Origin of the sequence: Flavobacterium sp. 83, from assembly GCF_000744835.1 — a bacterium.
In the GTDB taxonomy this organism is placed as follows: Bacteria; Bacteroidota; Bacteroidia; order Flavobacteriales; family Flavobacteriaceae; genus Flavobacterium.
On sequence record NZ_JQMS01000001.1, the window covers coordinates 782,630 to 807,789 of the forward strand.

16 protein-coding genes are annotated in these 25,160 nt (G+C 34.3%); 9 read left to right on the top strand and 7 right to left on the bottom strand.

Going from position 1 to position 25,160, the window contains the following annotated elements; all coding sequences use genetic code 11:
• Window positions 1-41 precede the first annotated feature (41 nt).
• From T410_RS03490 to T410_RS03515, 6 genes are all read right to left on the bottom strand, one after another.
• Complete coding sequence (locus tag T410_RS03490; protein WP_035668755.1) at window positions 42-2,264, bottom strand: alpha-galactosidase; 2,223 nt, start codon at window positions 2,262-2,264, stop codon at window positions 42-44.
• A 36-nt stretch (window positions 2,265-2,300) separates the two neighbouring features.
• Window positions 2,301-3,353: a UDP-glucose--hexose-1-phosphate uridylyltransferase gene (locus T410_RS03495; RefSeq protein WP_035668763.1), complete on the bottom strand. Its 1,053-nt coding sequence runs from the start codon at window positions 3,351-3,353 to the stop codon at window positions 2,301-2,303.
• A gap of 1 nt (window position 3,354) precedes the next feature.
• Window positions 3,355-4,524 (bottom strand): galactokinase, encoded by a 1,170-nt coding sequence (galK, locus tag T410_RS03500; RefSeq protein WP_035668768.1) that lies wholly within the window; start codon window positions 4,522-4,524, stop codon window positions 3,355-3,357.
• 132 nt (window positions 4,525-4,656) lie between these two features.
• Window positions 4,657-7,083 carry a DUF4982 domain-containing protein gene (locus tag T410_RS03505; protein ID WP_035674035.1) on the bottom strand — a complete coding sequence of 809 codons (2,427 nt, stop codon included), beginning with the start codon at window positions 7,081-7,083 and terminating at the stop codon, window positions 4,657-4,659.
• A 112-nt stretch (window positions 7,084-7,195) separates the two neighbouring features.
• Window positions 7,196-8,251 carry a glycosyl hydrolase 53 family protein gene (locus T410_RS03510; protein WP_238567338.1) on the bottom strand — a complete coding sequence of 352 codons (1,056 nt, stop codon included), beginning with the start codon at window positions 8,249-8,251 and terminating at the stop codon, window positions 7,196-7,198.
• Window positions 8,252-9,277, bottom strand: a complete 1,026-nt coding sequence (locus T410_RS03515) for an aldose epimerase family protein (protein WP_238567339.1) — start codon at window positions 9,275-9,277, stop codon at window positions 8,252-8,254.
• A gap of 127 nt (window positions 9,278-9,404) precedes the next feature.
• On the opposite strand from T410_RS03515, the gene T410_RS03520 reads away from it, so the two are divergent.
• From T410_RS03520 to fsa, 3 genes are all read left to right on the top strand, one after another.
• Window positions 9,405-10,403, top strand: coding sequence for a GntR family transcriptional regulator (locus T410_RS03520; RefSeq protein WP_035668772.1), 999 nt, complete (start codon window positions 9,405-9,407; stop codon window positions 10,401-10,403).
• A gap of 406 nt (window positions 10,404-10,809) precedes the next feature.
• Complete coding sequence (locus T410_RS03525) at window positions 10,810-12,849, top strand: transketolase (protein WP_035668774.1); 2,040 nt, start codon at window positions 10,810-10,812, stop codon at window positions 12,847-12,849.
• A 23-nt stretch (window positions 12,850-12,872) separates the two neighbouring features.
• Window positions 12,873-13,529, top strand: coding sequence for a fructose-6-phosphate aldolase (gene fsa, locus T410_RS03530; protein WP_035668777.1), 657 nt, complete (start codon window positions 12,873-12,875; stop codon window positions 13,527-13,529).
• Between the two features lie 200 nt (window positions 13,530-13,729).
• Here the strand turns inward: fsa and T410_RS03535 are convergent, their stop codons facing one another.
• Window positions 13,730-14,419 carry an NUDIX domain-containing protein gene (locus T410_RS03535; RefSeq protein ID WP_035668779.1) on the bottom strand — a complete coding sequence of 230 codons (690 nt, stop codon included), beginning with the start codon at window positions 14,417-14,419 and terminating at the stop codon, window positions 13,730-13,732.
• A 629-nt stretch (window positions 14,420-15,048) separates the two neighbouring features.
• On the opposite strand from T410_RS03535, the gene T410_RS03540 reads away from it, so the two are divergent.
• From T410_RS03540 to T410_RS03565, 6 genes are all read left to right on the top strand, one after another.
• The gene (locus T410_RS03540) at window positions 15,049-18,096 is read left to right on the top strand and encodes a TonB-dependent receptor (protein WP_051929343.1); all 3,048 of its coding nucleotides are present in this window, start codon (window positions 15,049-15,051) and stop codon (window positions 18,094-18,096) included.
• Between the two features lie 31 nt (window positions 18,097-18,127).
• Window positions 18,128-19,690 (top strand): RagB/SusD family nutrient uptake outer membrane protein, encoded by a 1,563-nt coding sequence (locus T410_RS03545; RefSeq protein WP_035668784.1) that lies wholly within the window; start codon window positions 18,128-18,130, stop codon window positions 19,688-19,690.
• A gap of 99 nt (window positions 19,691-19,789) precedes the next feature.
• The gene (locus T410_RS03550; RefSeq protein WP_035668786.1) at window positions 19,790-21,337 is read left to right on the top strand and encodes an alpha-N-arabinofuranosidase; all 1,548 of its coding nucleotides are present in this window, start codon (window positions 19,790-19,792) and stop codon (window positions 21,335-21,337) included.
• Between the two features lie 11 nt (window positions 21,338-21,348).
• The gene (locus tag T410_RS03555; RefSeq protein ID WP_035668787.1) at window positions 21,349-22,965 is read left to right on the top strand and encodes an arabinan endo-1,5-alpha-L-arabinosidase; all 1,617 of its coding nucleotides are present in this window, start codon (window positions 21,349-21,351) and stop codon (window positions 22,963-22,965) included.
• A gap of 82 nt (window positions 22,966-23,047) precedes the next feature.
• Entirely contained in the window at window positions 23,048-24,043 is a 996-nt protein-coding gene (locus T410_RS03560; protein WP_081897797.1) for a glycoside hydrolase family 43 protein, read from the top strand.
• 107 nt (window positions 24,044-24,150) lie between these two features.
• Window positions 24,151-25,131, top strand: a complete 981-nt coding sequence (locus T410_RS03565; protein WP_035674042.1) for an arabinan endo-1,5-alpha-L-arabinosidase — start codon at window positions 24,151-24,153, stop codon at window positions 25,129-25,131.
• Window positions 25,132-25,160 lie beyond the last annotated feature (29 nt).

Below are 25,160 nucleotides of genomic sequence, written 5' to 3' on the forward strand. Positions count from 1 at the left end.
ACTTCAAATCATTTATTCTGCTTTTAACTATTTTTACTTTCTTATTTTACTTCTGATATTTCAAGAACTACACTTGTTCTTTTTAAACTAACATTTGGATTAATTCCTGCTTTCATCAAGAAATCGCCTGAGTAAACTTTATCAGCAGCGATAGGTGAAGTTGTACCTGGAAACAAGTTAATTTCTTTTACAGAGTATTTTTTCTTTGGATCCAATCCATTTAAAACAACTGGTCGTTCTGTAGCAGTAATATTAAATCTATTATTCACTAAGTAGTTAAAAACAACTGCTTTGCTTTTGTTTGGATTGACATACATTAATGCCGCAATATTGTTTTCGTGAGGATTCACTAAACGAAACATATCGCCATGCCAAACTATATCTTTAAATGAATTGTAATTTGAAATAGCTTGTTTGCAAAATGTTTTATCATCTGGATTTAATTTGCTTGCTACAATATCAAAACCTAATTTACCCATACTAGCCACATCCACTCTAAATTTCAGTGGTTGTTTTCCCCAATCCGTTACGTGATTACAAGTAGCAATCGAAGGAAAGAAATAAGAGTAATCCCATTGCACAAATATTCTTTCTAATGGCTCGGTATCATCCGTTGGCCAAAATTCCGTAAAATACTTCAAGAATTCATATTCTCCTCGGCCACCTCCGCCAGAACATAACATCATAGGTACTTTTGGATATTTAGCTCTAATTCGCTGCAGCACTTTATATAATCCTTTCGTATAATCTACATACAAATTAGATTGTGGCAATCCTTTTTTATTAAGATATGCGGAATAAGCGTTATAAATTGTCGCATTACAATCCCATTTTATAAAGGCTAATTCTGGATTTTTAACAAATAGATTGTCTACAATTCCAAAAACATAATCTTGCACTTCGGGATTCGACAAATCTAAAACGAGTTGATTTCTGTAATAAATCTCCGGTCTTTCTGGTTGACGAATTACCCAGTCTAAATGTTTTTCGTACAACTCACTTTTAGGATTTACCATTTCAGGCTCTATCCAAATACCAAATTTAACTCCTTCTTTTTTGGCTTCTTTTACTAAATAACCCAAGCCACTTGGGAGTTTCTTTTTATTTTCTTGCCAATCACCAAGTCCTGCATCGTCATTATTTCTTGGATATTTATTACCAAACCATCCATCGTCTAACAAAAACATATCAACTCCTAAGTCTTTGGCGTCTTTAAACAAACCTTTAAGTTTATTTTCATCAAAATCAAAATAGGTAGCTTCCCAATTGTTCAATAAAGTAAGTCGTTCCCCTTGTCCGTCAAGAAGTCTGTATTTTCTTGCCCAATCGTGTAAATTTCTACTGGCTTCACCCGTACCATGATTTGAAAGCGCATAAATTAAAGAAGGTGTTTTAAAAATTACGTTTGGAGCCAATGAATATTCAGAAGCATAAGGGTTGATTCCTGCAATTAGCCTAAGATTTTTATTAGAGTCAATTTCAAATTCCAATTTAAAATTACTACTCCAAGCTAATTGTCCTAACATCACTGAGCCTTCATTTTCTGATGCTGGTTTACCAAAAGAAACCATAAAATTAGGTGTTTGCGTAAGCATTGCTCTAGTTCCTAATTTTGTATCTAAAGATCTTATTCCCTGTACAAGCTTAGTTTCAACAGGTTGCATTTCTTTTAGATACTCTCCTTGAAAACTGGTGAGATAGAAATCTTTTCCTCCAAAAAATAGATTTGCCGAAGCGTATTTTTGTAGCAAAACGGCTTTCTTCTCATTGTGTTTTATTTCAGTCCATTGCTCAATTACATTTTCTTTTTCCCAAACTTTATAAAACAAAGTTACTTCAAAAGGATAAATTGGATCTTTAAGAACGATACTTGTTATAGAGCTATTGTCGTCGATTTTTTCAACTTTATGGCTTACATATTTTAGTTCTAAAGAAGTATTTCCATCCGCATGTTTGACCTGAATTGCTGGTTCAGAAAGATTCCAAGTACCTGATGGTGTGTAAGCAGAATTGTAAATTCCTTGATTAGAATAATCATAATTATATCCTGCCGAAACCGTTGAAAATTCATTTTCGTTTACAAGTGGTTTACCAAAATATACGTTCATCAACCTATTACTACTGTCGGTTTGTAATAACAACATACTATTTTCTGTACTAACAGGTATGGTTATCGTTTGTGCTGATACATGCATTGCAGCAATTATAAAACTAAAAAGAAATAGACTTTTTTTGTTAAAATAATGAGTGATATTTTTTTTCATAATTATTGTTTTAAATGTCATAATCTTTCTGTTTAACTAGAGTGAATTTTTATAATGTACATCGTTCTGTTCTTTTAATACTGAAGCACTCTTTTCGGGAGTGATGTCACGTTGCGATTCACCCATCATTTCGTAACCTACCATAAATTTTTTTACCGTTGCAGAGCGCAACAATGGAGGATAAAAATGCATGTGAAATTGCCATTCAGGATGCAATTCTCCATCTGTTGGTGATTGATGAATTCCTGATGAATACGGGAATGAAGTTTCAAACAAATTATCGTATTTAATTGTCAATTGCTTTAAGGTCAAGGCAAAATCAGACACCTCATCCTCCGTGAAATCAGTAATTTTGGTCAAATGACGCTTACTGATTATCATGGTTTCATAAGGCCAAATGGCCCAAAAAGGAACTAATGCCACAAAATGATCATTCTCAATTACTATACGTTCGTTTAACTTCAATTCTTCTTGTAAATAATCCTGTAAAAGATTGCTTTTATGTTTATCATAATAGACTTTCAGGTTATTTTGCGTTTTCTCCACTTCGGTTGGTAATGAAGATTGTGCCCAAATTTGTCCATGAGGATGTGGGTTACTACAACCCATAACACTTCCTTTATTTTCAAAAATTTGAACGTGATTAATGTAATCAACATTCCCCAAAGCGATATATTCTTTTTGCCAAGTATGAATGATGTTTTCTATAGCGTCAACTGACATTTCAGGCAAAGTCAAGTTGTGTTTTGGTGAAAAACAAACCACTCTAGAAATTCCTCTTTCTGGCTGTGCTTTGAAAAAAGTTTCGTTTTTATTTTCTTCAAATGCAATTTCTTCCTGCTTTAACGCCGCAAAATCATTTTCAAAAACAAATGCATTTTCATATGCCGGATTTACTTCTCCATTAGCTCTAACATTTCCCGGACACAAATAACAAGTTGGATCATATTCTGGTAAAGAATGGGAGCTTACAGTTTCATTTTGTCCCTGCCAAGGTCTTTTAGAACGATGTGGAGAGACCAAAACCCATTCGTTAATTAATGGATTATAGCGTCTGTGCGGATCTTCGTTGATATCAAATTTTTTCATCCTAGTTGTTGTTATAAAGTGATGTACCGTTTCCGATTTTAACATCATAAATTTTTAATTCTATTCCAAAAGCGTCAAAATAAAGTGCCGATAGTTTCTTTTTAATCTCCTCTTCATTCCCTTTTTTAATCAAGTTGATTGTGCAGCCACCAAAGCCACCACCCATTAATCGGGAACCAACTACCGCTTCTTCTCCTTTGAGAATATCAACAATCATGTCTAATTCATCGCAACTTACTTCATAATCTTTAGACAATCCTTCATGTGTTTCAAACATTAATTTCCCTAGAGCTTCAATTTCCCCGTTATCTAATGCTTCACAGGCTAGTTTTACTCTGTTGATTTCTTTTACAACAAAAAGACTTCTTTTAAAAACATTAGCACTCATTACATTTTGTAATCCTAAAATATGTTGCTCTGTACAATCTCTAAAACTAGTAATCTCCGGAAAATTCTCTTTCACAATGGCAATACCCTCTTCACACTGTTCCCTTCTTTCATTATAAGCCGATGTCATTAAGGAATGCTTTACATTCGAATCAAATAAAATTAATGAATAATCATTAAAATTAGCGTTATGGTATTCATATTCCAATGTTTTGCAATCAATTTTTATGACTTTATTTTCTAAACCCATCACACTAGAAAATTGATCCATAATTCCACAATTGATTCCAACCCAATGTTCAGCGCTTTGTCCCATCAATGCAATATCAACTGGTTTTATTTTCAAATTAAAAAGTTCATTTAGACCAAATAAAAAGCCACATTCTAAAGCTGCAGAAGATGACAAACCAGAACCAACAGGAATATTACTGCTAAAAACACAGTTGAAACCTTCAAAATCAAAACCTTTTAATTTCAATTGATTCATAACTCCTCTCACATAATTTGTCCACACATTATCGGTCAATCCTATTGGATCTGCAAGGTTAATTTCGAACTCATCATTAAGATCAATCGCAATTATTCTTGATTGATTCGAATTGTTTTTCTCGAAAGCAAAACAAATGATTTTGTCAATGGCAGCTGGCAAAACATACCCATCATTATAATCAATATGTTCCCCAATAATATTAATTCTTCCGGGAGAAAGCACAATTTTTTGTGGTTCAGTCCCAAAAGTCTCTTTAAAAAAATTGGTTGTGTTTTTAATTAAAATATCATTCATAATTTTGAAATTATTATTTTTAAATTTTTAAAGTATTCCATTTCCAAACTTTACTCGACGCTTAAACATCAATTTCCTTTAAGATCTTTTTATATCAAAAGCGTAGTTGAGCTATCTCGTTCAGCTTTATTTTTATTTAGTAGATGCTAAAGTTAATTTACCGCTCTTAAGCCCAGCTCCATTTACTTCAAGTTTTACATCACCAGCAGTAGTTGTAGATTTTACAAGCACTACTAACTTTCCGCTAAAAAGTTTCATGGTATCTTTATGAAACATTTCAAGTGAAGTGGCATCACCATTGCAGGCAGCTCTGTAAGTACCCGCTCCTGTAACCTTAAATTTTAATTGGTTAGTCGCCGTTGGGCAAGGAATTCCATTTTTATCAACTACAGATATGGTTACGAAAGATATATCCTCGCCATCGGCAGAGATAGTTTTCCTGTCTGCTTCTAAAACAATTTGATAAGGCTTTCCTGCAGTTTTTACTTCTTGTTCAGCAACAGCTTTACCATTGTCATCATAAGCCACCACTTTTACCGTTCCTGGCTCATATTTCACATCCATCCACATTAGACGATAGCGATTCTGAGGTGTGTTTTTATTCTTTTTCTGCACGCCCATGCTTTTTCCATTAATGAAAAGTTCAGCACTGTTGTAGTTCGTATATACAAAAACCGGAGTTATCTCTCCTTCACGGCCTTCCCAGTTCCAATGCGGCAGGATATGAAGAGTAGATTCTTTCGTATTCCAACGGCTTCTGTATAAATAATAGCGGTCTTTTGGCAAACCCGCTAAATCGTTGATTCCAAAATAAGAACTTCTAGATGGCCAACTTTCATCATAAGGAGTTGGTTCGCCTAAATAATCAAAACCAGTCCAAACAAACTCTCCAATTACCCAAGGTTTATCATCCTGAAGTACAAAATCTTCATCAGGCACATTAGACCAGCTACAGGCTTCCAAATCATAAGATGAAGATTGAAAATCAAGGTATTGCTTCATTTTTTCCTGAACCACAGGGAATTTATAAATCCCTCGAGAGCTAACCGTTGATGCGGTTTCGGAACCTAAAATAAATCCTTGCGGAAATTTTGCAAATGCTTCATCGTATAAATGCACGCGATAATTCAATCCCGGAACATCCAACAAAGCTCCAAAACCTGATTCCATAGTTGCTTTCACTTGATCCATACCAACAGTTACCGGACGTGTTGGATCTTCTCTATGAAATAGTTCCTGCAACCATTTAGCACGTTTTACACCCGCTTCTCCCCATTGATCCGGCACTTCATTTCCAGCACTCCACATCACAATAGAAGGATGATTTCTTGTTGCCTGAACTAAATTCACGATGTCTTTTTCGGCATATTCGTCAAAAAAACGATGGTAGCCATTTTCTACTTTTGGTAAAACCCATTCGTCAAAACTCTCTGCCAAAAACAGAAAACCCATTTCATCTGCCAATTCCAGTTGCTCGAAAGAGGGCATATTGTGCGAACTGCGAATCGCATTACAGCCCATATCTTTTAAAATCTTCATTTGCCTGCGCAAAGCTGCTTTATTTACTGCAGCTCCAAGTGGACCCAAATCGTGGTGAAGACAAACGCCTTTGAATTTAGTTACCTTTCCATTAAGACTAAAGCCTTTATTGGGCTCGTATTTTATTTCTCGAATTCCAAAAGGCGTTGAAATGGCATCTTTAAGCTCTTTTCCAACATACAATTGGGAAACCGCTTTATACAAATAAGGCGTTTCGGGGCTCCACAATTTTGGCTTCTCTACTTTTATATTTTGATCGAACTCCTTTCCGAATTGAATAGTTGACTCTTCTGAACTTAGTTTATGTCCTTCTGCATCAAAAATAGTGGTGACTAAACGAGTATTTTCCCCAGAAGTTTTTGTTTTAATATTAACTTTTGCCACTTCATCACTGATAAAAGGAGTCCTTACAAACTGACCCCATTGATCAATACTTTCGTTATTTTTTATAATAACACTAACTTTTCGATACAAACCAGCACCAGGATACCAGCGTGAAGCAAATTCTTTATTGGTTAGTTTTACTGACAATGTGTTCGCTCCTTCTTGTATAAATTGGGAAATGTCAAAATAGAAATAACTGTAACCATAGGCCCATTCTCCCACTTTTTTACCGTTCAAATACACTTGAGGTTCGCTCATTGCACCTTCAAAAAGTAAAATTATTTTCTTCCCTTTTGAATCTTTCGGCAATGTAAATGTATTGCGGTACCAGGCTGTTCCAATATGGGGTAAAGCCCCTGTTCGTCCTGTTTTTTCAGTAGCAACATTTTCTCCGTTTTGAACAATCGCAACTTTCTGTATATCTACATTTTTATCAAAAGGCCCGTAGATTGCCCAGTCATGTGGAACGGTTACGGTTTCCCATTTCGAATCATTAAAATCTACTTTATACGCCTCTTCAAAATCACCTTTTTGAAATTTCCAATTGGTATCTAACACTTTAACTTCTCGTGTTTGAGACAAAGCCATTTGTGTAAATGCTAAAAATAGAACCAGAAAATGTATTAATTTTTTCATTTTTAACCCTTTATAACTATTTAAAATCATACAATTACAATTTGTTCCTTTATATTCCCCTGCTTCCGCGAAAGGCAGAACGGTATTATTTTTTAAGTTCGATTAATCAAAACTATTCTTTAAAAGCATCCAAAGCTGTTGATGGTTTTCCGTTAGATTGCCAAGTACTCAGGGAATAACCGCTCCAACTTTTTTCTCCTTCTGGTTCCCAATAAATTACGCCCAATCCTTTGTTATTTGGTACAGCTTTGACCGCTTTGATTGTTGCCGCTAGCATTTCATACGTATTTTGCACTTTGTCATATTCTCCCCCTACCTCGACTATCATCACTTCTTTATCATATCGAGAAGCCATATCTTTAAGATTATTCTCTAAATCAACAATCGTTTCCGTATAATCTTTTTTAATCCAAAAAGGATAATAGGATAGTCCTATAACATCATATTTTACATTATTTGCTTTAGCATTATCAAAAAACCATCTGAATTTTGCATTGTCATTTCCTTCGTCTAAATGAACAATTACTTTAATTTTAGGATCAATAGCTTTTGTTGCTTCATAGCCTTTGTTAAGTAATTGTGCTAATTGTAACCAATTTTTTGTACTCCCTTCTGGCCATAGCATTCCACCAGGAATTTCATTTCCAACTTGTACCCACTCAGGCGTAACTCCAACTTTTTTTAACGCACTTAAAACATCAAAAGTATGATTGTAAACATCCGTCAACAATTCTGAAAAACTATGGTTTTCCCAAGCTTTTGGCTTAAATTGTTTTCCTGGATCTGCCCATGAGTCGCTATAATGAAAATCAATCATGATGCGCATTCCCATTTTTTGAGCCCGCAAAGCCATGACTACAGTTTCTTCCTTGCTGCAATGTCCACTGGCTTTATCGTCATTTGGATTTACCCAAACACGAAGCCGAATTGTATTTATTCCTCTGTCTTTCAACAATTGCAAGCAGTCCTTTTGGGTACCGTCAACATCATAGAATTTATATCCTGTAGTCTCCATTTGAGGCAACCAACCTACGTCAGCACCTTTTGCAAAAGTAGAAACGGTAGGCGGCAACATTGGATTTTGATCTGCAGGTATTTGTGAATTACAGGAAGTAAAAAACAATCCTATAATTGCTATGCAATAAAATTGATCTTTAATGTTTTTCACTTAAAATGATTGAAATTTATAAATAGTTTTATGATGATAGAGATCCCCTTTTCTCAAAATGGAACTTGGAAAATGTTCGTGATTAGGCGCATCCGGAAAATTTTGGGTTTCAAAACAAATTCCGCTCAAAGCATGGTAATCGACATTTTCTTTTCCTTTTATCTTATTAAAACAATTGCCTCCTACATAAATATGAACACCTGATTGGTTCGTATAAACCGTCATTTTCAGATTATTCTTTTTATTAAAAAGTGAAGCTGAAAATTCATTTTCTTTTTCTAAAACAAATGTGGTATCAATTTTTGAAGGACATTTTTTTGGCTGACTAAAATCAAAAGAAGAATCAGCCGTATTTAAAAACTTTCCTGTTGGAATATTTTCATTTGTTGTCTCTACTATTTTTTCAGAATTGATAATCAACTCTTGTTCTAGTATATCTGAATTATGACCATCAAGATTAAAATAACTGTGATGCGTCAAATTCACAATTGTATCCTCAGTGGTATTTGCTTTGTATTCAATAATTAATTCATTTTCATAAGATAAAGTATAAGTTAACTCAACTGTTAAATCTCCAGGATAATTCTCTTCATTATTTGGACTGAAATACGACAACGTTACAGATGGATTTTTACCTTCTTTAACATTTTTAATCTTCCAAATTTTCTGGCTGAAGCTGGCGATTCCTCCATGTAATGAATTATTATTATTGTTTTTATTCAATTGATTTTTTTTTTCGTTCAAACTAAAAACACCATCCTTTATCCTTCCTGCAAACCGTCCAATTGTTGCTCCAAGATAAGGGGCACTTTCTAAATTAAAGGATTCCATATAGTCTTCTAAAGTCTCAAATCCCAAAACTACATCCACAATTTTTCCATTTTCCAATGGCATTTTCAATGATGTAATGGTAGCGCCATAATTAATAACACATAATTGCATTCCATTTTTGTTAGTCAATTCACAAGAATCGACAATCTCACCTCCAGGCATTAAACCAAATGATTCCATTATATAATTAGACATAAAATAGGATATGTGTTTTATTTTTATTACTTTATTGTGAAATATTAAATTCAAAATTACACGATTAATTCACTTTAGCATACCAGTACCTACCAGTTTTTTGTATATTGCATTAAAATTTTTATTTATGAAAATTATTTCGATTCAAAACAATCTTGGAGTTCCAAAATATAAGCAGATAATACTGTCCGTTGAAAAGGCAATAGAAGAAGAAAAACTAAAAAAAGGAGACCGACTTCCTTCTGTAAATAAAGTTTGTTTGACCTCATCATTATCACGTGACACTGTACTTCAGGCCTACGATGAATTGAAAAAGAGAGGCATTGTTTACGCTATTCCTGGCAAAGGTTATTACATTAAAAGTGTTGAAATCACCATAAAACAAAGGATTTTTTTGCTTTTTGATGAGTTAAACATTTTCAAAGAAGACACCTATAATTCATTTGTGAAAAATATTGGAAAAAATGCACAGGTAGATATTTTTTTCCATTATTTTAATGAGCAAGTTTTTAAAAAACTAATAAATGACAATAATGGGAATTATACAAAATACATTATAATGCCAACCAACATAATCAATGTTGCTGAATTTATAAAAACCCTACCAGTAAATGAAGTTTTCATACTAGATCAGACTAATATTGAACTAGAATCCTATCCCGCAATTTATCAGAATCACAAAAAAGACATCTTTGATGGCTTATGCAAAGGAAAATCCAGGCTAAATAAATACAAAAAACTCATTATGATTTTTCCTGGATTTAGAGAACCGCCGGGAATGAAAGAAGGTTTTTTGGATTTTTGCAACGACTATTCATTTAATTACGAAGTAATTACTGAGTTTGCCGACAGAGAAATAAGCATCGGTGAAGTATACATCATCCCAAACGACCGAGATTTAGTTCGTGTCATTGAAAAATCAAAGCTTCAAAACTTACTATTAGGCAGTGATTTTGGCATTATTTCCTATAACGAAACTCCTCTAAAAAAAGTAGTTGCAAATGGAATTACAACAATTTCAACGAATTTTGAGGCCATGGGAAAAATTATGGCTCAGATGATTCTACAAGGAAAAAAAGAACAAATAGAAAACAAGTGCGCCCTAATTATTAGAAATTCTTTATAAAAACAATTCTCTTATTTATACCTATAATTTTAAAAAAATAGGGATCTCATTTTTTATTGGCAAAGAAAATGTGATTCCAATTTTATAAAAGCAAGAAAAATAATTTATTTGTTATTGTAAAATAAATTTATATATATTTGCAAATGTATTTTTTACACTTATTATTAATTTCTACGTTATTCTCTCAAAAACAGCCTTTTATTTGATTGATTAAAAACATTAGAAAAAAATAATTAAATACAGTAATCCGTTTTTAAAACTATTAGCTTATTGAATTTTGAACAACTACTTCAAAAAAGACCATTTGAAATGGATTTAGAAAATTTAAAGTTTCTATGTTGAAACACCTATACTACAAACGAACTATATACTATTCCTATTTACATCAAATTATTACAAATTAATTATGAATAAAAAAATTGACCAATTAGCAGCCGATAATATAAGAGCACTTGCCATTTCAATGGTAGAAAAAGCAAACTCTGGACATCCGGGAGGTGCTATGGGAGGTGCTGATTTTATGCACATTTTGTACACTGAATATGTAGATTTTGATCCTACAGAAATGGATTGGAAATTTAGAGATCGTTTCTTTATGGATGCGGGGCATTTATCAGCATTAATGTATTCGCAATATTATTTATTGGGAAATTATAAAAAAGAAGACCTTCAAAATTTTAGACAATGGGGATCAGTTACACCAGGTCATCCAGAAGTAGATGTGCTCAGAGGAATTGAAAACACATCAGGCCCTCTTGGTCAAGGACATGCTATGGGAGTGGGAGCCGCAATTGCAGCAAAATTTTTAGAGGCAAGATTCAAAGGACTTTTCAATCACAAAATATATGGTTTTATAACTGATGGCGGTGTGCAGGAAGAAATTTCTCAGGGAGCTGGGAGAATCGCTGGGCATTTAGGATTAAATAATTTTATCATGTTTTATGATTCTAATGATGTGCAACTTTCTTCTATGACAGATGAAGTTACCTCAGAAGATACAGCCATGAAATATGAAGCTTGGGGATGGAATGTAATAACCATCGATGGCCACGACCATGAACAAATTAGAAAAGCGTTGAATGAAGCTCATGCAGAATCTGATAAACCGACGCTAATAATTGGAAAAACAATTATGGGAAAAGGGTGTGTTACCGCAACAGGCGCCATGTATGAAGGAGAATGTGAATTGCACGGAAAGCCTATTGGTGACACCAAAGCAGATTACGTAAAAACGCTTATTAATTTGAATGCAAATCCTGAAAATCCGTTTGCAATCTTTGAAGAAGTAGAAACGCATTATGCAAAAATACTGGCTATAAAAGCAGAAAAATCAGCGTATAAAAAAATTCAAATAACAAGCTGGAGAAAAGAAAATCCCGAATTATCTGAAAAGATGGATTTATTTTTATCAGGAAAACTACCTGAATTAGATCTAAGCAGTGTTATCCAAAAACCAAATGCAGCCACTAGAGATGCATCATCTGCTGTATTGGCCTATTTAGCCGAAAACGTGGAAAACATGATTGTTTCATCAGCAGATTTGTCGAATAGTGACAAAACAGACGGGTTCCTGAAAAAATCCTCTGTTTTACAAAAAAATGATTTTAGCGGAGCCTTTTTACAAGCGGGTGTTGCGGAATTGACCATGACTTCAATAGCTAATGGAATTGCACTTCATGGTGGTGTTATTCCTGTAGTAGCTACGTTTTTTGTGTTTTCTGATTATATGAAACCTGCCATTCGATTAGCAGCTATTCAAGAACTTCCGGTAAAATATGTTTGGACACACGACTCTTTCCGAGTAGGTGAAGATGGACCAACACACCAACCTATTGAACAGGAAGCACAAATTCGTTTGATGGAAAAAATAAAAAACCATTCAGGAAATCAAAGTTTACTAGCATTGCGCCCAGCAGATGCTATTGAAACTTCAGTAGCTTGGGATATGGCATTAAAAAATACCAAAACTCCAACAGGTTTAATTCTTTCGAGACAAAACATCAAAGACATTCCAGCACAAGGAACTTCAAGGTATGAAGAAGCAACTGAAGCAACAAAAGGAGGTTATTTAGTTAAATCAACACAAAATCCTGATATCACTTTAATTGCAAATGGATCAGAAGTGGCAACACTTTTAGAAGCCGCAGTTATATTGGAAAAATCTAAAAATCTAAAAATAAACGTAGCCTCAATTATATCCGAAGGTTTATTCAAAGAACAATCAAAATCATACCAAGAAAGCATCATTCCGAAAGGGAAATTGGTTTTTGGTCTTACAGCAGGACTTCCCGTAAACCTTGAAGGGTTGATTGGAGACAGTGGAAAAGTAATAGGATTGGACCATTTTGGCTATTCAGCTCCGGCAAGCGTACTAGACGAAAAATTTGGATTTACAAGTGAACATGCTTGTGCTGCAATCCTAAAATATATTGAAGAAAATAAATAATCAAAAAACTAAATAATAAAGAAATGAAATTTTTTATCGATACCGCAAATTTGAAAGACATAAAAGAAGCCAATGATCTAGGAATTCTAGACGGTGTAACCACTAACCCATCGCTAATGGCGAAGGAAGGAATTACGGGAGCTGAAAATATCATAGCACATTACGTGAAAATATGTGAATTGGTAGATGGCGATGTTAGTGCCGAAGTAATTTCGACTGATTTAGCAGGAATGATTACCGAAGGAGAACGATTAGCGGCTTTGCACCCACAAATTGTAGTAAAAATTCCAATGATTAAAGATGGTATAAAAGCAATAAAATATTTTTCTAATAAAGGAATCAGAACTAATTGTACTTTAGTATTTTCAGCCGGTCAAGCCTTACTTGCTGCCAAAGCCGGCGCGACGTATGTGTCTCCTTTTATTGGAAGATTAGACGATATTTCAACAGATGGAATGGCATTAATTGCCGAAATCAAATTGATTTACGATAATTACGGATATGAAACACAAATTTTAGCCGCTTCAGTACGTCACGTCATGCATATTTTGAATTGTGCAAAAATTGGTGCCGATGTAATCACTGGGCCATTAAGCGCCATTGAAGGTTTACTAAAACACCCCCTAACAGATAGTGGTCTAGCTACATTCTTAGCAGATTATAACAAAGGGAATAGCTAATACCAAAATTTAGAATTACATAATTTTAGCCATTTTATAATTGTAGTAATTCTTATTTATAAGAAATAATCTGAGATCTTGAAATTGTAGTAAATCAAAGAAAACAGGTTATTTCTTTTTAATTTTAATTAGCTCTATAAAAAAAGGAAGTCTCATTTAAGAGGCTTCCTTTTTTGTGTTAAGTTAACAGGCAAAACAATTTATAAATTCAATACAAAATTATCCAACAATTTGGCATCATATTTTTCTTTGTCAAAGGTATATAGGTATGATCCTTTTCTCGAGGACATCATGTCTTTTTCTTCTAATTTTATCAAAATATCTAACGAATTGATTTTACTGATAAAATTTCTTTTATCCAGCTCTTTACTTAAAATAGCTTCATATAATTCTAATAATTGACGCATTGTAAATTTTTCTGGCAAAAGCTCAAATCCAACAGGTTTGATTGAAGTTCTATAACGCAATCTTCTAATGGCATGTTCTACCATAGAATCATGGTCAAAGATTAATTTAGGAGCCTGAGCAACACTAAACCATTGTGCATGATAGTTTTGAGTCAATTCTTTGTTGTGATTCTCAATATTAATTAATGCATAATAAGCCACCGAAATAGTTCTTTCGACAGGGTCACGATTTATTTCACTATAAGCATATAGTTGTTCCATATAGATATCCTGAAGACCCGTATACCGATCAAGAATTCTAATTGCAGCAGTATCTAATACTTCTTCTTTTTTAAGAAAGCCTCCTATCAAGGACCATTTTCCTTTTTCGGGTTCAAAATCCCTTTTAATCAAAAGTATTTTTAAACCTTCCTCATCAAAACCAAAAATGATACAATCTACCGCCAATAAAACTTTATCAGCAGAACTATAACTATTAAGCATACTACTTTTTTAGGGTAAATATATAAACTTCCTTATAGGTTTCATAATTTTATTAATGTGCATTTAACATTTGTAAATTTTTAAAAAAAATAAAAATCTCCATTAGGATAAATTAATCGATTAGCCACTTCATTTGAAAGAAGTCACTAACCTATTTCAAAGTGCTATTTTAGTGTATAATTAAAAAATATAACGTGTTGAATTTCAAATTTATTGATTTACAAAACAACTTTTCAATCGATTGAGAAGAAAAAAGATTCCTTATCAGGTCACAATTTGGCTTTTTTTCTAAAAAAACAAACTTTAAACAAGACTTTTTTTGCAATATCACCCTGATTTATAGTTAAAAAAGAGACTATTTCTATTTTTTTTAAAATAATTAACACAAGCTGTTTTTTGTAGAAAAACTTGTTTTTTCACTAAAAGTGTAGATTTTAAATAAATTAATTGTGAAAACAGAAACTTTTTTTACAAAACCACAATATTTAAATGTAATTTTTACACTTAAATTACAAGATGTCTTTTTTTAAGGAGTTTTTTTTATCAGATTAATTTGTTTTTATAGTTTTTTTTTAATTAAATTTACAAATGTAAAATACACACTTATAATTTAACCAAAACAAAACAGAATGAAAACAAACCAACGATTATTTTTCTATTGCAATTTTTTATTGCCAAGAAAAGAATGGCTATTAGCAATAATAGTTATGTTATTTTCTTCTTATACTCTTTCTGCACAACAAGATAAGACTATAAAAGGAATTGTTACATCAGCAAAAGATGCGATGCCTTTACCTGGTGTAAATGTTTTAATAAAAGGTACCAACAAAGTAGTTGTTACTGGATTTGATGGAGAATATTCAATAAAAGCAGCGTCTAACGATATTCTTGTCTTCAGTTATATAGGTTTTGCAAACCAAGAAGTTGTTGTAGGTAACAAGTCTCAACTAAATATAGTACTGAATGATGATTTGAATAAACTAAACGAAGTTGTTGTTGTAGGATACGGAACTCAGAAGAAAGCAGATCTTACCGGATCTGTGAGTGTCGTAAACATGGACAATGCTAAAAAAACAGTAAGCTACGATGTTGCAAAAATGCTACAGGGTCAAGTTGCAGGTGTAACCATGCAAAGCTCTGGAGAACCAGGTGGTTTTGTTAATATTAAAATTAGAGGAATCAGTTCTTTTAGTAATAACAACCCACTTTTCGTAGTAGATGGTATGATTGTAGACAGTCCTTACGATTTTGCTACTGGTGAAATAGAATCTATGCAAGTATTAAAAGATGCATCTTCGGCAGCAATCTATGGTGTTCGTGGAGCTAATGGAGTTATCATTATTACTACTAAAAAAGGAAAAGCTGGTAAATTTGACATTAAATACAAATCCCTTGTTGGATTTCAAAATGTTGCTAAAGAATGGTCGCTAACTGACAGAGTAGGATACCAAAATATTACTACTGCAGCTGAGAAAAATGCAGGATTAACTGTAGCACCAGGAAATGACCCAACAAGCCCTTATTTTATAAATAATGTAGATACTAACTGGCAAAAAGCAGCATTCCAAACTGGAATCATAGAAAACCATTCCTTGACTTTTAGTGGTGGTGCAGAAAGCTTAGGTTATAACATGAATGTAGATTATTTCAAAAACAGTAGCTACCTTAATTCTCCACAAGATTACAAAAGAATATCTACCACTTTAAACTTAACAGGTAAAAAAGGGAAATTTAAATATGGTTCAAAAATAGGTTTCACTCAATCTGGAAAAGAAAATTTTAACGAATACAATGCTGGGGAATCACCAGTTAGTGATTTATTAGGTGCCATTCCTACAATGCCTGTTTACGATGTAAATAGACTTGGTGGATACGGAGGAACAACTAACTTAACACAAAGAGCAATATCAATGAACGTTATTGGATACAATAACTTAATTACAAACAACGCCAAAAGAAATCGTTTTATTGGAGACATTTGGGGAGAATTTGAAATCGTAAAAGGATTAAAATATAAAATTGACGCTAGTTTTGACCGATTAGATTGGCAAAACAGAAAATTTGTACCGCCAAGTGATTTAGGTTGGTATTATATTACAACTAATGATGAAGCTTCACTAGATGTATCTACTGGAAGTCAGTCTAGAACTTTCCTTAATAATTTATTAACTTACGAAAAAGCAATTGGTAAACATAAATTTGATGTTTTAGCAGGATGGGTTCAAGAAAGAAATGATAATTACAACCACTGGTCAAGAGGTGTGGGTTACAAACCAGGTGAAATTAGTCATTTAGAATATGCTGATGCAACAAGTGCTGGAGAGTATGAAAATACGGTTACAGGTGTATCATACTTGAGTAGAATAAATTACGGTTATGATGATCGTTATTTGTTACAAGCTAACTTTAGACAAGATAAAACATCTCTTTTTAGTCAAAAATACAATAAAGGTAATTTTTACTCTTTTTCAGGAGCTTGGAAAATTAGTAATGAAAAATTTCTTAAGTTGCCAGAATGGGTAAGCAATATTAAATTAAGAGGTGGTTACGGTATATTAGGAAATAACACAATACCAACGTATTTCTTCGCTAGTACAATTAATAGTTTTGCTGGTTATGATTTTAATAATCAATTAGCTCCTGGTACAACAGTAGTAAGTGCATTAGATCCAAATGTACATTGGGAAGAAACAAAAACTACCAATGTGGCACTTGAGTTAGGATTATTCAATAATGACTTGCAGTTTACGGCTGAATATTATGTTAAGAAATCAACTGATCTTTTAATTGGTGTTCCATTACCATTTTCAACGGGTGCTTTTCCTGCTAGTGTAACTACAAATGCAGGTGCGGTTAGAAATAACGGTTTAGAGTTTTCTGCAACATATAATAACAATCATCATGATTTCAAGTACAGCATCTCAGCTAACTTAGGAACCTTGAAAAATAAAGTATTACAAATTGGTCTTGATGGAAATCCAATCTATGGTGCTGCTTCAAAAACAGAAGTGGGTAGATCAATAGGTGAGATTTATGCTTATGAAACAAATGGAATTTTCCAAAATGCTGCAGATATTGCTTCATCTCCAACACAAACAAATGCTGGAATTGGGGATGTAAAGTTCAAAGATGTAAATGGAGATGGTATGATTAGTGATCTTGACAGAACATTTCAAGGAATTACAATTCCTAAATACAGTTACGGCATCAACTTCAGTAGTTCTTACAAAAACTGGGATTTCTCTATGTTTTGGCAAGGTAGTGGCGGAAACAAAGTATTTGATGGTATGTACCGCAATTTAATGGCTGGACAATATGGAAACAGCAGTACTGATGCGCTTAATTATTGGACTCCTACAAATACAAATACTAATGTACCACGTCCAATTATTGGAGATCCAAATGCGAACACAAGAGATTCTAATCGATTTATTGAAAAAGGGGATTATATAAAATTGCAAACTATGGAAATTGGATATGAAATCCCTGTTCCAACTGCAAGTTTTATCCAAAAAGCTAAAGTATTTGTAAATGGTCAAAACCTATTAATAATCAGCAAATACAGAGGATATGACCCTGATTTTAATAGCAATGACGGATTATTCTCTAGAGGATACGATGGTGGTTCATTCCCAAATCCTAGAACTGTTTCTTTGGGACTTGAAGTGAATTTTTAAAACTAACCAAACAAATTAAAAACGAATCAAAATGAAATATAAAATATTTAATTATCTAACTGTTTTCTTCTCACTAGCAGTCGTAACAACAAGTTGTGTTAACAATGAAGATTTAGTTCAAGTTGACCCAAATAATGACGCAGTAGATTCATTCTGGAAAACAGACCAAGACGCTATTGAAGGCGTAAATGCCGCTTACGGAAGCTTATTGACCGATGGTACTTACATGAGAAGTACACCTTTATTATTAGACTTAAAAGGGGATGACACTAGAAGTAACAGCCCATGGGATGCCATGTATAATGTGGGTCGATTTAACTCGAATGTTTCAAATTCTGCCATTTATGGTTGGGCTTATGAAACGTATTATCAAGGTATTTACCGTGCGAATCAAGTTATAACAAAAGTACCTGCTATCGAAATGGCAGATGCAAACCTTAAAAACAGAATTCTGGGCCAAGCCTATTTCTTGAGAGGGTTGTATTTATTTCATGCTGTAAACATGTTTAAAAGCGTACCATTGCCAACAGAAATTGCGACTATCTATCCACAAAAAACAAACGAAGAAGGTTGGGCGCAAGTTATTGCGGATTTTAAAGCCGCTGCAGATTTGTTACCAACAACTTATGATAATGTTATAGGATTAGATGCAGGTCAAAAAGGGCGTGCTACTAAAGGAGCAGCTTTAGGATATTTAGGAAAAGCATACTTGTTTACTAAAGATTTTGCAAATGCAAAAACAACATTTAAACAAGTGATTGATTTAGGTGTTTACTCTTTAGTATCTAATTACCGTGATAACTTTACGGACTCTAATGAAAACAATTCAGAATCACTATTCGAAGTACAATTTAGCAGACAAGCTGGTGGTGTTGATTTAGGCTGGGGTGGTGCTCCATCTTCCGGTTGGGGGAAAACATCTGCAAGAGCAATTACTTATGCACCTAGAGCTTTTGGATGGACAGACGTGCAACCAACTTGGACTTTATTCAATGAATATCATGATGAAAAAACAACCGCAAATGAAGTTGATCCACGTTTAGATGCTACCATGTTTTATAACAAACCAGGTGGTATGCAACTTTACGGACAAAATTTCGCTACTTTTTATGCTGGAAATCCAGGAGATTTAAATGATTTATTCTGTAGAAAATACGAAAATTCTGATGGAGCTTATGCAAATGAATTCGATTGGCGTTCAGGCATCAACGAGCGTCTATTAAGATATTCTGATATATTATTAATGTATGCTGAATGTTTAAACGAAACTGGCGACACTCCAGGTGCATACACTTACATTCAAATGGTTAGAAACAGAGTTGGCTTACCTAATTTAGCTACAGCAAAACCTGGATTAAGTCAAGCTGCCATGAGAGAACAAATAGGTCACGAAAGATTCTTAGAGTTCCCATTAGAAGGACACCGTTTTGATGATATTCGTCGTTGGGGTTGGTTACAAGATGCTACAAAATTAGCATGGTTAAAATCAAGAGATGTTGAATTTAATTCCTATGCAACAGGAAGAGAATTCTTCCCAATACCACAATTGGAAATGGATAACAATCCAGGAACAATTCAAAACAGTGGTTATTAATATTATTTTGAGTTAGTTAATTATAATTTCAGCATTCTTTAGTATCATGTGGTAAGCTTTTAATTAGCTTACCATGTGATATTATAACTTAGAGACAACATGAAAAAAGCCCTATTAATCTTATTTATTTTTACTTTTTGCAATCAAATTATTGTTGCACAAAAAGAAACCACAGTACTTTCTATAAAAAATACTGCCAATGCTCCTATTATCAATAAAAATATCTACGGGCATTTTGCGGAACATTTAGGAAGATCAATCTATGGTGGCTTCTTCGTTGGGGATACTTCAAAAATCCCAAATACAAATGGGGTACGTAACGATATTATTGATGCTCTTAAAAAATTAAAAATCCCTAATTTAAGATGGCCGGGTGGTTGTTTTGCGGATACGTATCACTGGAAAGATGGTATTGGTCCAAAAGAGAACAGACCAACAATCGTAAATCAATGGTGGGGAGGAACTACTGAAGACAATAGTTTTGGAACTCATGATTTTTTAAATATGTGTGAATTACTTGGAGCTGAACCTTACTTATCTGGCAATGTGGGAAGCGGTACTGTTCAGGAACTTTCTGATTGGGTTCAATATGCCAACTTTGGAGGTAAAAGCCCGATGAGTGATTTGCGCAAAAAAAATGGAAGAACAGAACCTTGGAAAGTAAAAATCTGGGGAATTGGTAATGAAGCCTGGGGCTGTGGTGGTAATATGAAACCGGACTATTATGCTGGGGAATACCGTAAATATGCCACATTTATGTCTGATTGGGAAAACACTGGCGGGTTAATGCGTATTGCATCCGGCGCAAGTGATGCCGATTATAATTGGACAGAAACATTAATGAAGAATATCCCAGGAAGTATGTTGGGCGGTGTAGCAATGCATCATTATTCTGTAATAGAATGGAACAAAAAAGGAGATGCAGTAGACTTTACTGAAGGGCAATATTTCACTACTATGAAAGAAGCCTTAAAAATGGATGAACTTATTACTAAACATGGCGCCATTATGGATAAATACGATCCTGAGCAAAAAATTGCTTTGGTTGTAGATGAATGGGGCGGTTGGTACGATGTAGAGAAAGGAAGTAATCCTGGATTTTTATACCAACAAAATACGATGAGAGATGCTGTTTTGGCTGGGGCAACTCTTAATATTTTTAATAACCATGCTGACAGAGTTCGTATGGCTAATCTAGCGCAATGTGTAAATGTTTTGCAAGCCGTTATTCTTACAGATAAAGCCAAAATGATTTTAACACCAACTTATCATGTAATGAAAATGTACAGCGTACATCAAGATGCAAAATTATTACCAATTACAATAAATTCTCCACTATACACCTATAATGGCGAAACACTTCCTGCTTTATCTGCTTCAGCATCAAAAGATAAAAACGGATTAGTCCATATTTCATTAGTAAATATTGACTCTAAAAAAGAAAATAAAATCGAAATCGACATAAAAGAACTTGGAATCAAAAATGTTTCGGGAAGCTTATTAGCATCTTCAAAATTGCAAGATTTCAATTCCTTTGACAACCCAACAAAAATCCAACCTACTGCTTTCAAAGGGTACGAAATAAAAAAGGGTAAATTAGTTGTAACAGTCCCTCCTTTTTCTGTAATAATATTAGAAGGTAAATAAAAAAGAATAAAATGAAAAAATCAAATTCCATTTTAAAGTTAGCACCCTATCTAGTACTATTTTTATTGGTGGTATCAGTTAGTAGTTGTTCGAGTAGTGACAGTCCGGCTCCGACGCCGACTCCAACTCCTACACCAACGCCAACACCAACGCCAACATTTGCAGGACCTACTTATCTTGATAATTATTCTTCCATTTCTTCTTGGGGTTCTAATTCGCAATGGAATTTAGCCAATGTTCACGATCCAACAGTCGAAAAATGTGGTGATTATTACTATATGTATCAAACAGATGCTTCCTATGGAAATGCGCACGATGGACATGGACATTTCTTTTACAGACGTTCAAAAGATTTAGTGAATTGGCAATTTATGGGGTCATCTATGGTCACAGCTCCAGCTTGGGTTAAAGATTCCTTGAATAATAAAAGAGCCAGAATGTCGCCTGCATTACCTCCTATCGAAAATCCTAATTATGGGTATTGGGCACCCTGTGTGCGTAAAGTAGGTAATAAATACCGTATGTATTACAGCATTGTAGTTGACAATCCTATAATCGGAACTGATTTTACTTACACATGGGGAGAGAGAGCCTTTATTGGATTGGCCGAAACAGACGATTTAGCCTCTAATGTATGGACAGATAAAGGAATGGTAGTTTGTTCAGAACCGGATGGATTAAAGCCATATTCTTTTACAGGCACACGAAATTGGGAAAATGCATATTTTAAATTCAATGCAATTGACCCTAGTTTTATAGAAACTCCGCAAGGCGAACAATATTTAATATACGGTTCTTGGCACTCAGGAATTGCAGCTCTTAAGTTAAATCCAACAACAGGAAAACCAGATCAACTCAAAACCTTAAGCGATTATGGAACTCGTATTGCCACCCGCAGTGCTACTAGTCGTTGGCAAGCCTCAGAAGGCCCAGAGATTATATACAATCCAGACACACAATATTATTATCTTTTCTTGGCTTATGATGGTCTGGATGTCCCCTACAACACTAGAGTTTGCCGTTCTAAATCTATAACTGGACCATATCTAGGAATTGATGGCAGAGATGTAACATCCGGTGCTGACTGTTGGCCAATGTTAACTCATCCTTACGCATTCAATACGCACACAGGTTGGGTTGGAATTTCACATTGCGCCGTGTTTCAAAACCCAGATACTAAACAATGGTTTTATTCCTCACAAGCGCGTTTGCCGGTAGGTGTTCCAGGAATTGCAGCTTCAAATGCTATTATGATGGGGCATGTAAGAGCCATTAACTGGACAGAAGATGGTTGGCCAGTTGTAGATCCTGAGCGTTATGCCGGAGTACCTGCTACAACAATAACCGAGACTTCATTCATAGGCTCTTGGGAGCAAATTACAATGAACTATCAATACGCAACCATCCAAAAATCAGTTACCATATACCTAACAGCCGATAAAAAAGTAAGCGGTGGCCTTATTGGAACATGGTCGTACGACAGCACCAATAAAACACTAACCGTAAACGGAATAAAATGTAAAGTTAGTGATGCTTGGGATTGGGAAAGTGCAACCCGTAAAGTAACAATAACCTATTCCGGATTTACTTCGGGAGGACTTCCAGTATGGGGTAAAAAGATAAACTAATTATTTCCTTTCACTATTTAATTAAGGAACACAAACAGCCCTTCCCAAAATTAGGAAGGGCGTTTGAATAAAAAATGAAAAAATGAAAAATATATTTTTGACATTATTTTCCCTTGTCATAATTACTTCTTGTAAGTCTGTAAAAACTAATGAAGCTATGGCTTCCGCCAATGGGGGGGAAAGCAGCAATTCAATCGTACTCAACAATCCCATCATAAAAGATAAATACACAGGTGACCCTGCAGCTTTGGTTTACAAAGACAAAGTATATCTTTATGCAGGTCACGATGAAGCGCCAAATGATTTCAATTTTTATAAAATGAATGAATGGCTGGTATATTCCTCATCGGATATGGTGCATTGGGAGGAACATCCCGTACCGCTTAAAGTCACTGATTTTACTTGGGCAACATCCGATGCTTGGGCTTCTCAAGTTATTGAACGCAACGGAAAATTTTATTGGTATGTAACCGTTTCACATGGAGCCATTAATGGGAAAGCCATAGGGGTTGGCGTTTCTGACAGCCCAACAGGACCTTTCAAAGATGCGCTTGGAAAAGCGCTTGTTACTAATGATATGACCACACAAACCAAGATTGACTGGGATGATATTGACCCAACAGTAATGATTGATGATGACGGTCAAGCCTATCTTTTTTGGGGAAATTCTGTTTGTCATTATGCGAAATTGAAAGCAAACATGACCGAATTCGATGGCCCAATACAAACAATCTCTTTACCCAATTATACCGAAGCGCCTTGGATTCACAAACATAACAATTGGTATTATTTGTCGTATGCCTATCAGTTTCCAGAGAAAATCGCCTACGCCATGAGCAAGTCTATCAATGGACCATGGGAATATAAAGGCATTTTAAATGAACTTGCTGGAAACTCAAATACAAATCATCAAGCAATCATCAGTTTTAAAGGAAAAGATTATTTCATCTATCACAATGGAGCTACTCAACCAAATGGCGGTAGTTTTAGAAGATCCGTTTGTGTAGACCGTTTGTATTACAATGAAGATGGAACTATGAAACGAGTAATCATGACTTCGGAAGGAATAACGCAGTAAATTGTATCAATCGAGTTTTCACGAATTGCTTTAAAATGAAACGATTATCAAAACCTTTAAAACTTCGATTTCCTTAATTGAATTCTACGGTCAAAAAAAGTAAAAAAATGAAATTATATAAAAAAACACAACCGCTATTCCTCTTACTTATACTTCTGGTAACAACTTTATCATGGGCGCAAGACATTACTGTTCATGATCCAGTGATGATTAAGCAAAAAGACACTTATTATTTATACTGTACAGGACAAGGAATTAGTGTTTTCAGTTCAAAAGACTTGAAAAACTGGAATCCGGAACCGGCTATATTCGCAAAAAAACCAATTTGGGTGGATTCAGTAGTACCTAATTTTGACAATCACATTTGGGCACCTGATGTCTCCTTTCACAACAACACCTATTATTTGTATTATTCAGTTTCTGCTTTCGCAAAAAATACTTCGGCGATAGCACTCGCTACTAATACTACGTTGGATCCAAAAGACCCTGCTTACAAATGGGTCGATCACGGAATTGTAATCCAATCCGTTCCTAACCGTGATATGTGGAACGCTATAGATCCAAATTTAACATTCGATGAAAATAATGTTCCTTGGTTGGCTTTTGGTTCTTTTTGGAATGGTTTGAAAATGGTGAAATTAAATCCCGATTTAAAATCAATTGCTCAACCAGAAGAATGGCATACGATAGCCAAACGCAAAAGAACTTTCGAATTAGTGGATACTGACCCGGGCGATTCTGCTTTGGAAGCTCCATTTGTATTTAGAAAAAACGATTATTATTACTTGTTCCTTTCTTGGGACTTGTGTTGCCGAGGTGAAAACAGCACTTATAAAGTAGTCGTGGGAAGATCAAAAAACATAACTGGTCCTTATGTAGATAAAGACGGAAAACTATTGACCGAAGGCGGAGGTTCTTTATTGATTCAAGGAGATAAAAACTGGTATGGAGCAGGTCACAACAGCACCTATACTTTTGACGGAAAAGATTATATTGTTTTTCATGCTTATGAAATTAAGAATAATGGAAGACCAAAATTAGAAATCAAAGAATTAAAATGGGATGCCACTTTATGGCCAAAATTCTAGATTCAATATATAAATCGATTAATAACGGG

What these genes read in the sequence shown, in the direction of transcription:
- T410_RS03490 (WP_035668755.1), bottom strand. Translation starts at nt 2,264, where the DNA reads ATGAAAAAAAATATCACTCATTATTTTAACAAAAAAAGTCTATTTCTT.
- T410_RS03495 (WP_035668763.1), bottom strand. Translation starts at nt 3,353, where the DNA reads ATGAAAAAATTTGATATCAACGAAGATCCGCACAGACGCTATAATCCA.
- galK (WP_035668768.1), bottom strand. Translation starts at nt 4,524, where the DNA reads ATGAATGATATTTTAATTAAAAACACAACCAATTTTTTTAAAGAGACT.
- T410_RS03505 (WP_035674035.1), bottom strand. Translation starts at nt 7,083, where the DNA reads ATGAAAAAATTAATACATTTTCTGGTTCTATTTTTAGCATTTACACAA.
- T410_RS03515 (WP_238567339.1), bottom strand. Translation starts at nt 9,277, where the DNA reads ATGTCTAATTATATAATGGAATCATTTGGTTTAATGCCTGGAGGTGAG.
- T410_RS03520 (WP_035668772.1), top strand. Translation starts at nt 9,405, where the DNA reads ATGAAAATTATTTCGATTCAAAACAATCTTGGAGTTCCAAAATATAAG.
- T410_RS03525 (WP_035668774.1), top strand. Translation starts at nt 10,810, where the DNA reads ATGAATAAAAAAATTGACCAATTAGCAGCCGATAATATAAGAGCACTT.
- fsa (WP_035668777.1), top strand. Translation starts at nt 12,873, where the DNA reads ATGAAATTTTTTATCGATACCGCAAATTTGAAAGACATAAAAGAAGCC.
- T410_RS03535 (WP_035668779.1), bottom strand. Translation starts at nt 14,419, where the DNA reads ATGCTTAATAGTTATAGTTCTGCTGATAAAGTTTTATTGGCGGTAGAT.
- T410_RS03540 (WP_051929343.1), top strand. Translation starts at nt 15,049, where the DNA reads ATGAAAACAAACCAACGATTATTTTTCTATTGCAATTTTTTATTGCCA.
- T410_RS03545 (WP_035668784.1), top strand. Translation starts at nt 18,128, where the DNA reads ATGAAATATAAAATATTTAATTATCTAACTGTTTTCTTCTCACTAGCA.
- T410_RS03550 (WP_035668786.1), top strand. Translation starts at nt 19,790, where the DNA reads ATGAAAAAAGCCCTATTAATCTTATTTATTTTTACTTTTTGCAATCAA.
- T410_RS03555 (WP_035668787.1), top strand. Translation starts at nt 21,349, where the DNA reads ATGAAAAAATCAAATTCCATTTTAAAGTTAGCACCCTATCTAGTACTA.
- T410_RS03560 (WP_081897797.1), top strand. Translation starts at nt 23,048, where the DNA reads ATGAAAAATATATTTTTGACATTATTTTCCCTTGTCATAATTACTTCT.
- T410_RS03565 (WP_035674042.1), top strand. Translation starts at nt 24,151, where the DNA reads ATGAAATTATATAAAAAAACACAACCGCTATTCCTCTTACTTATACTT.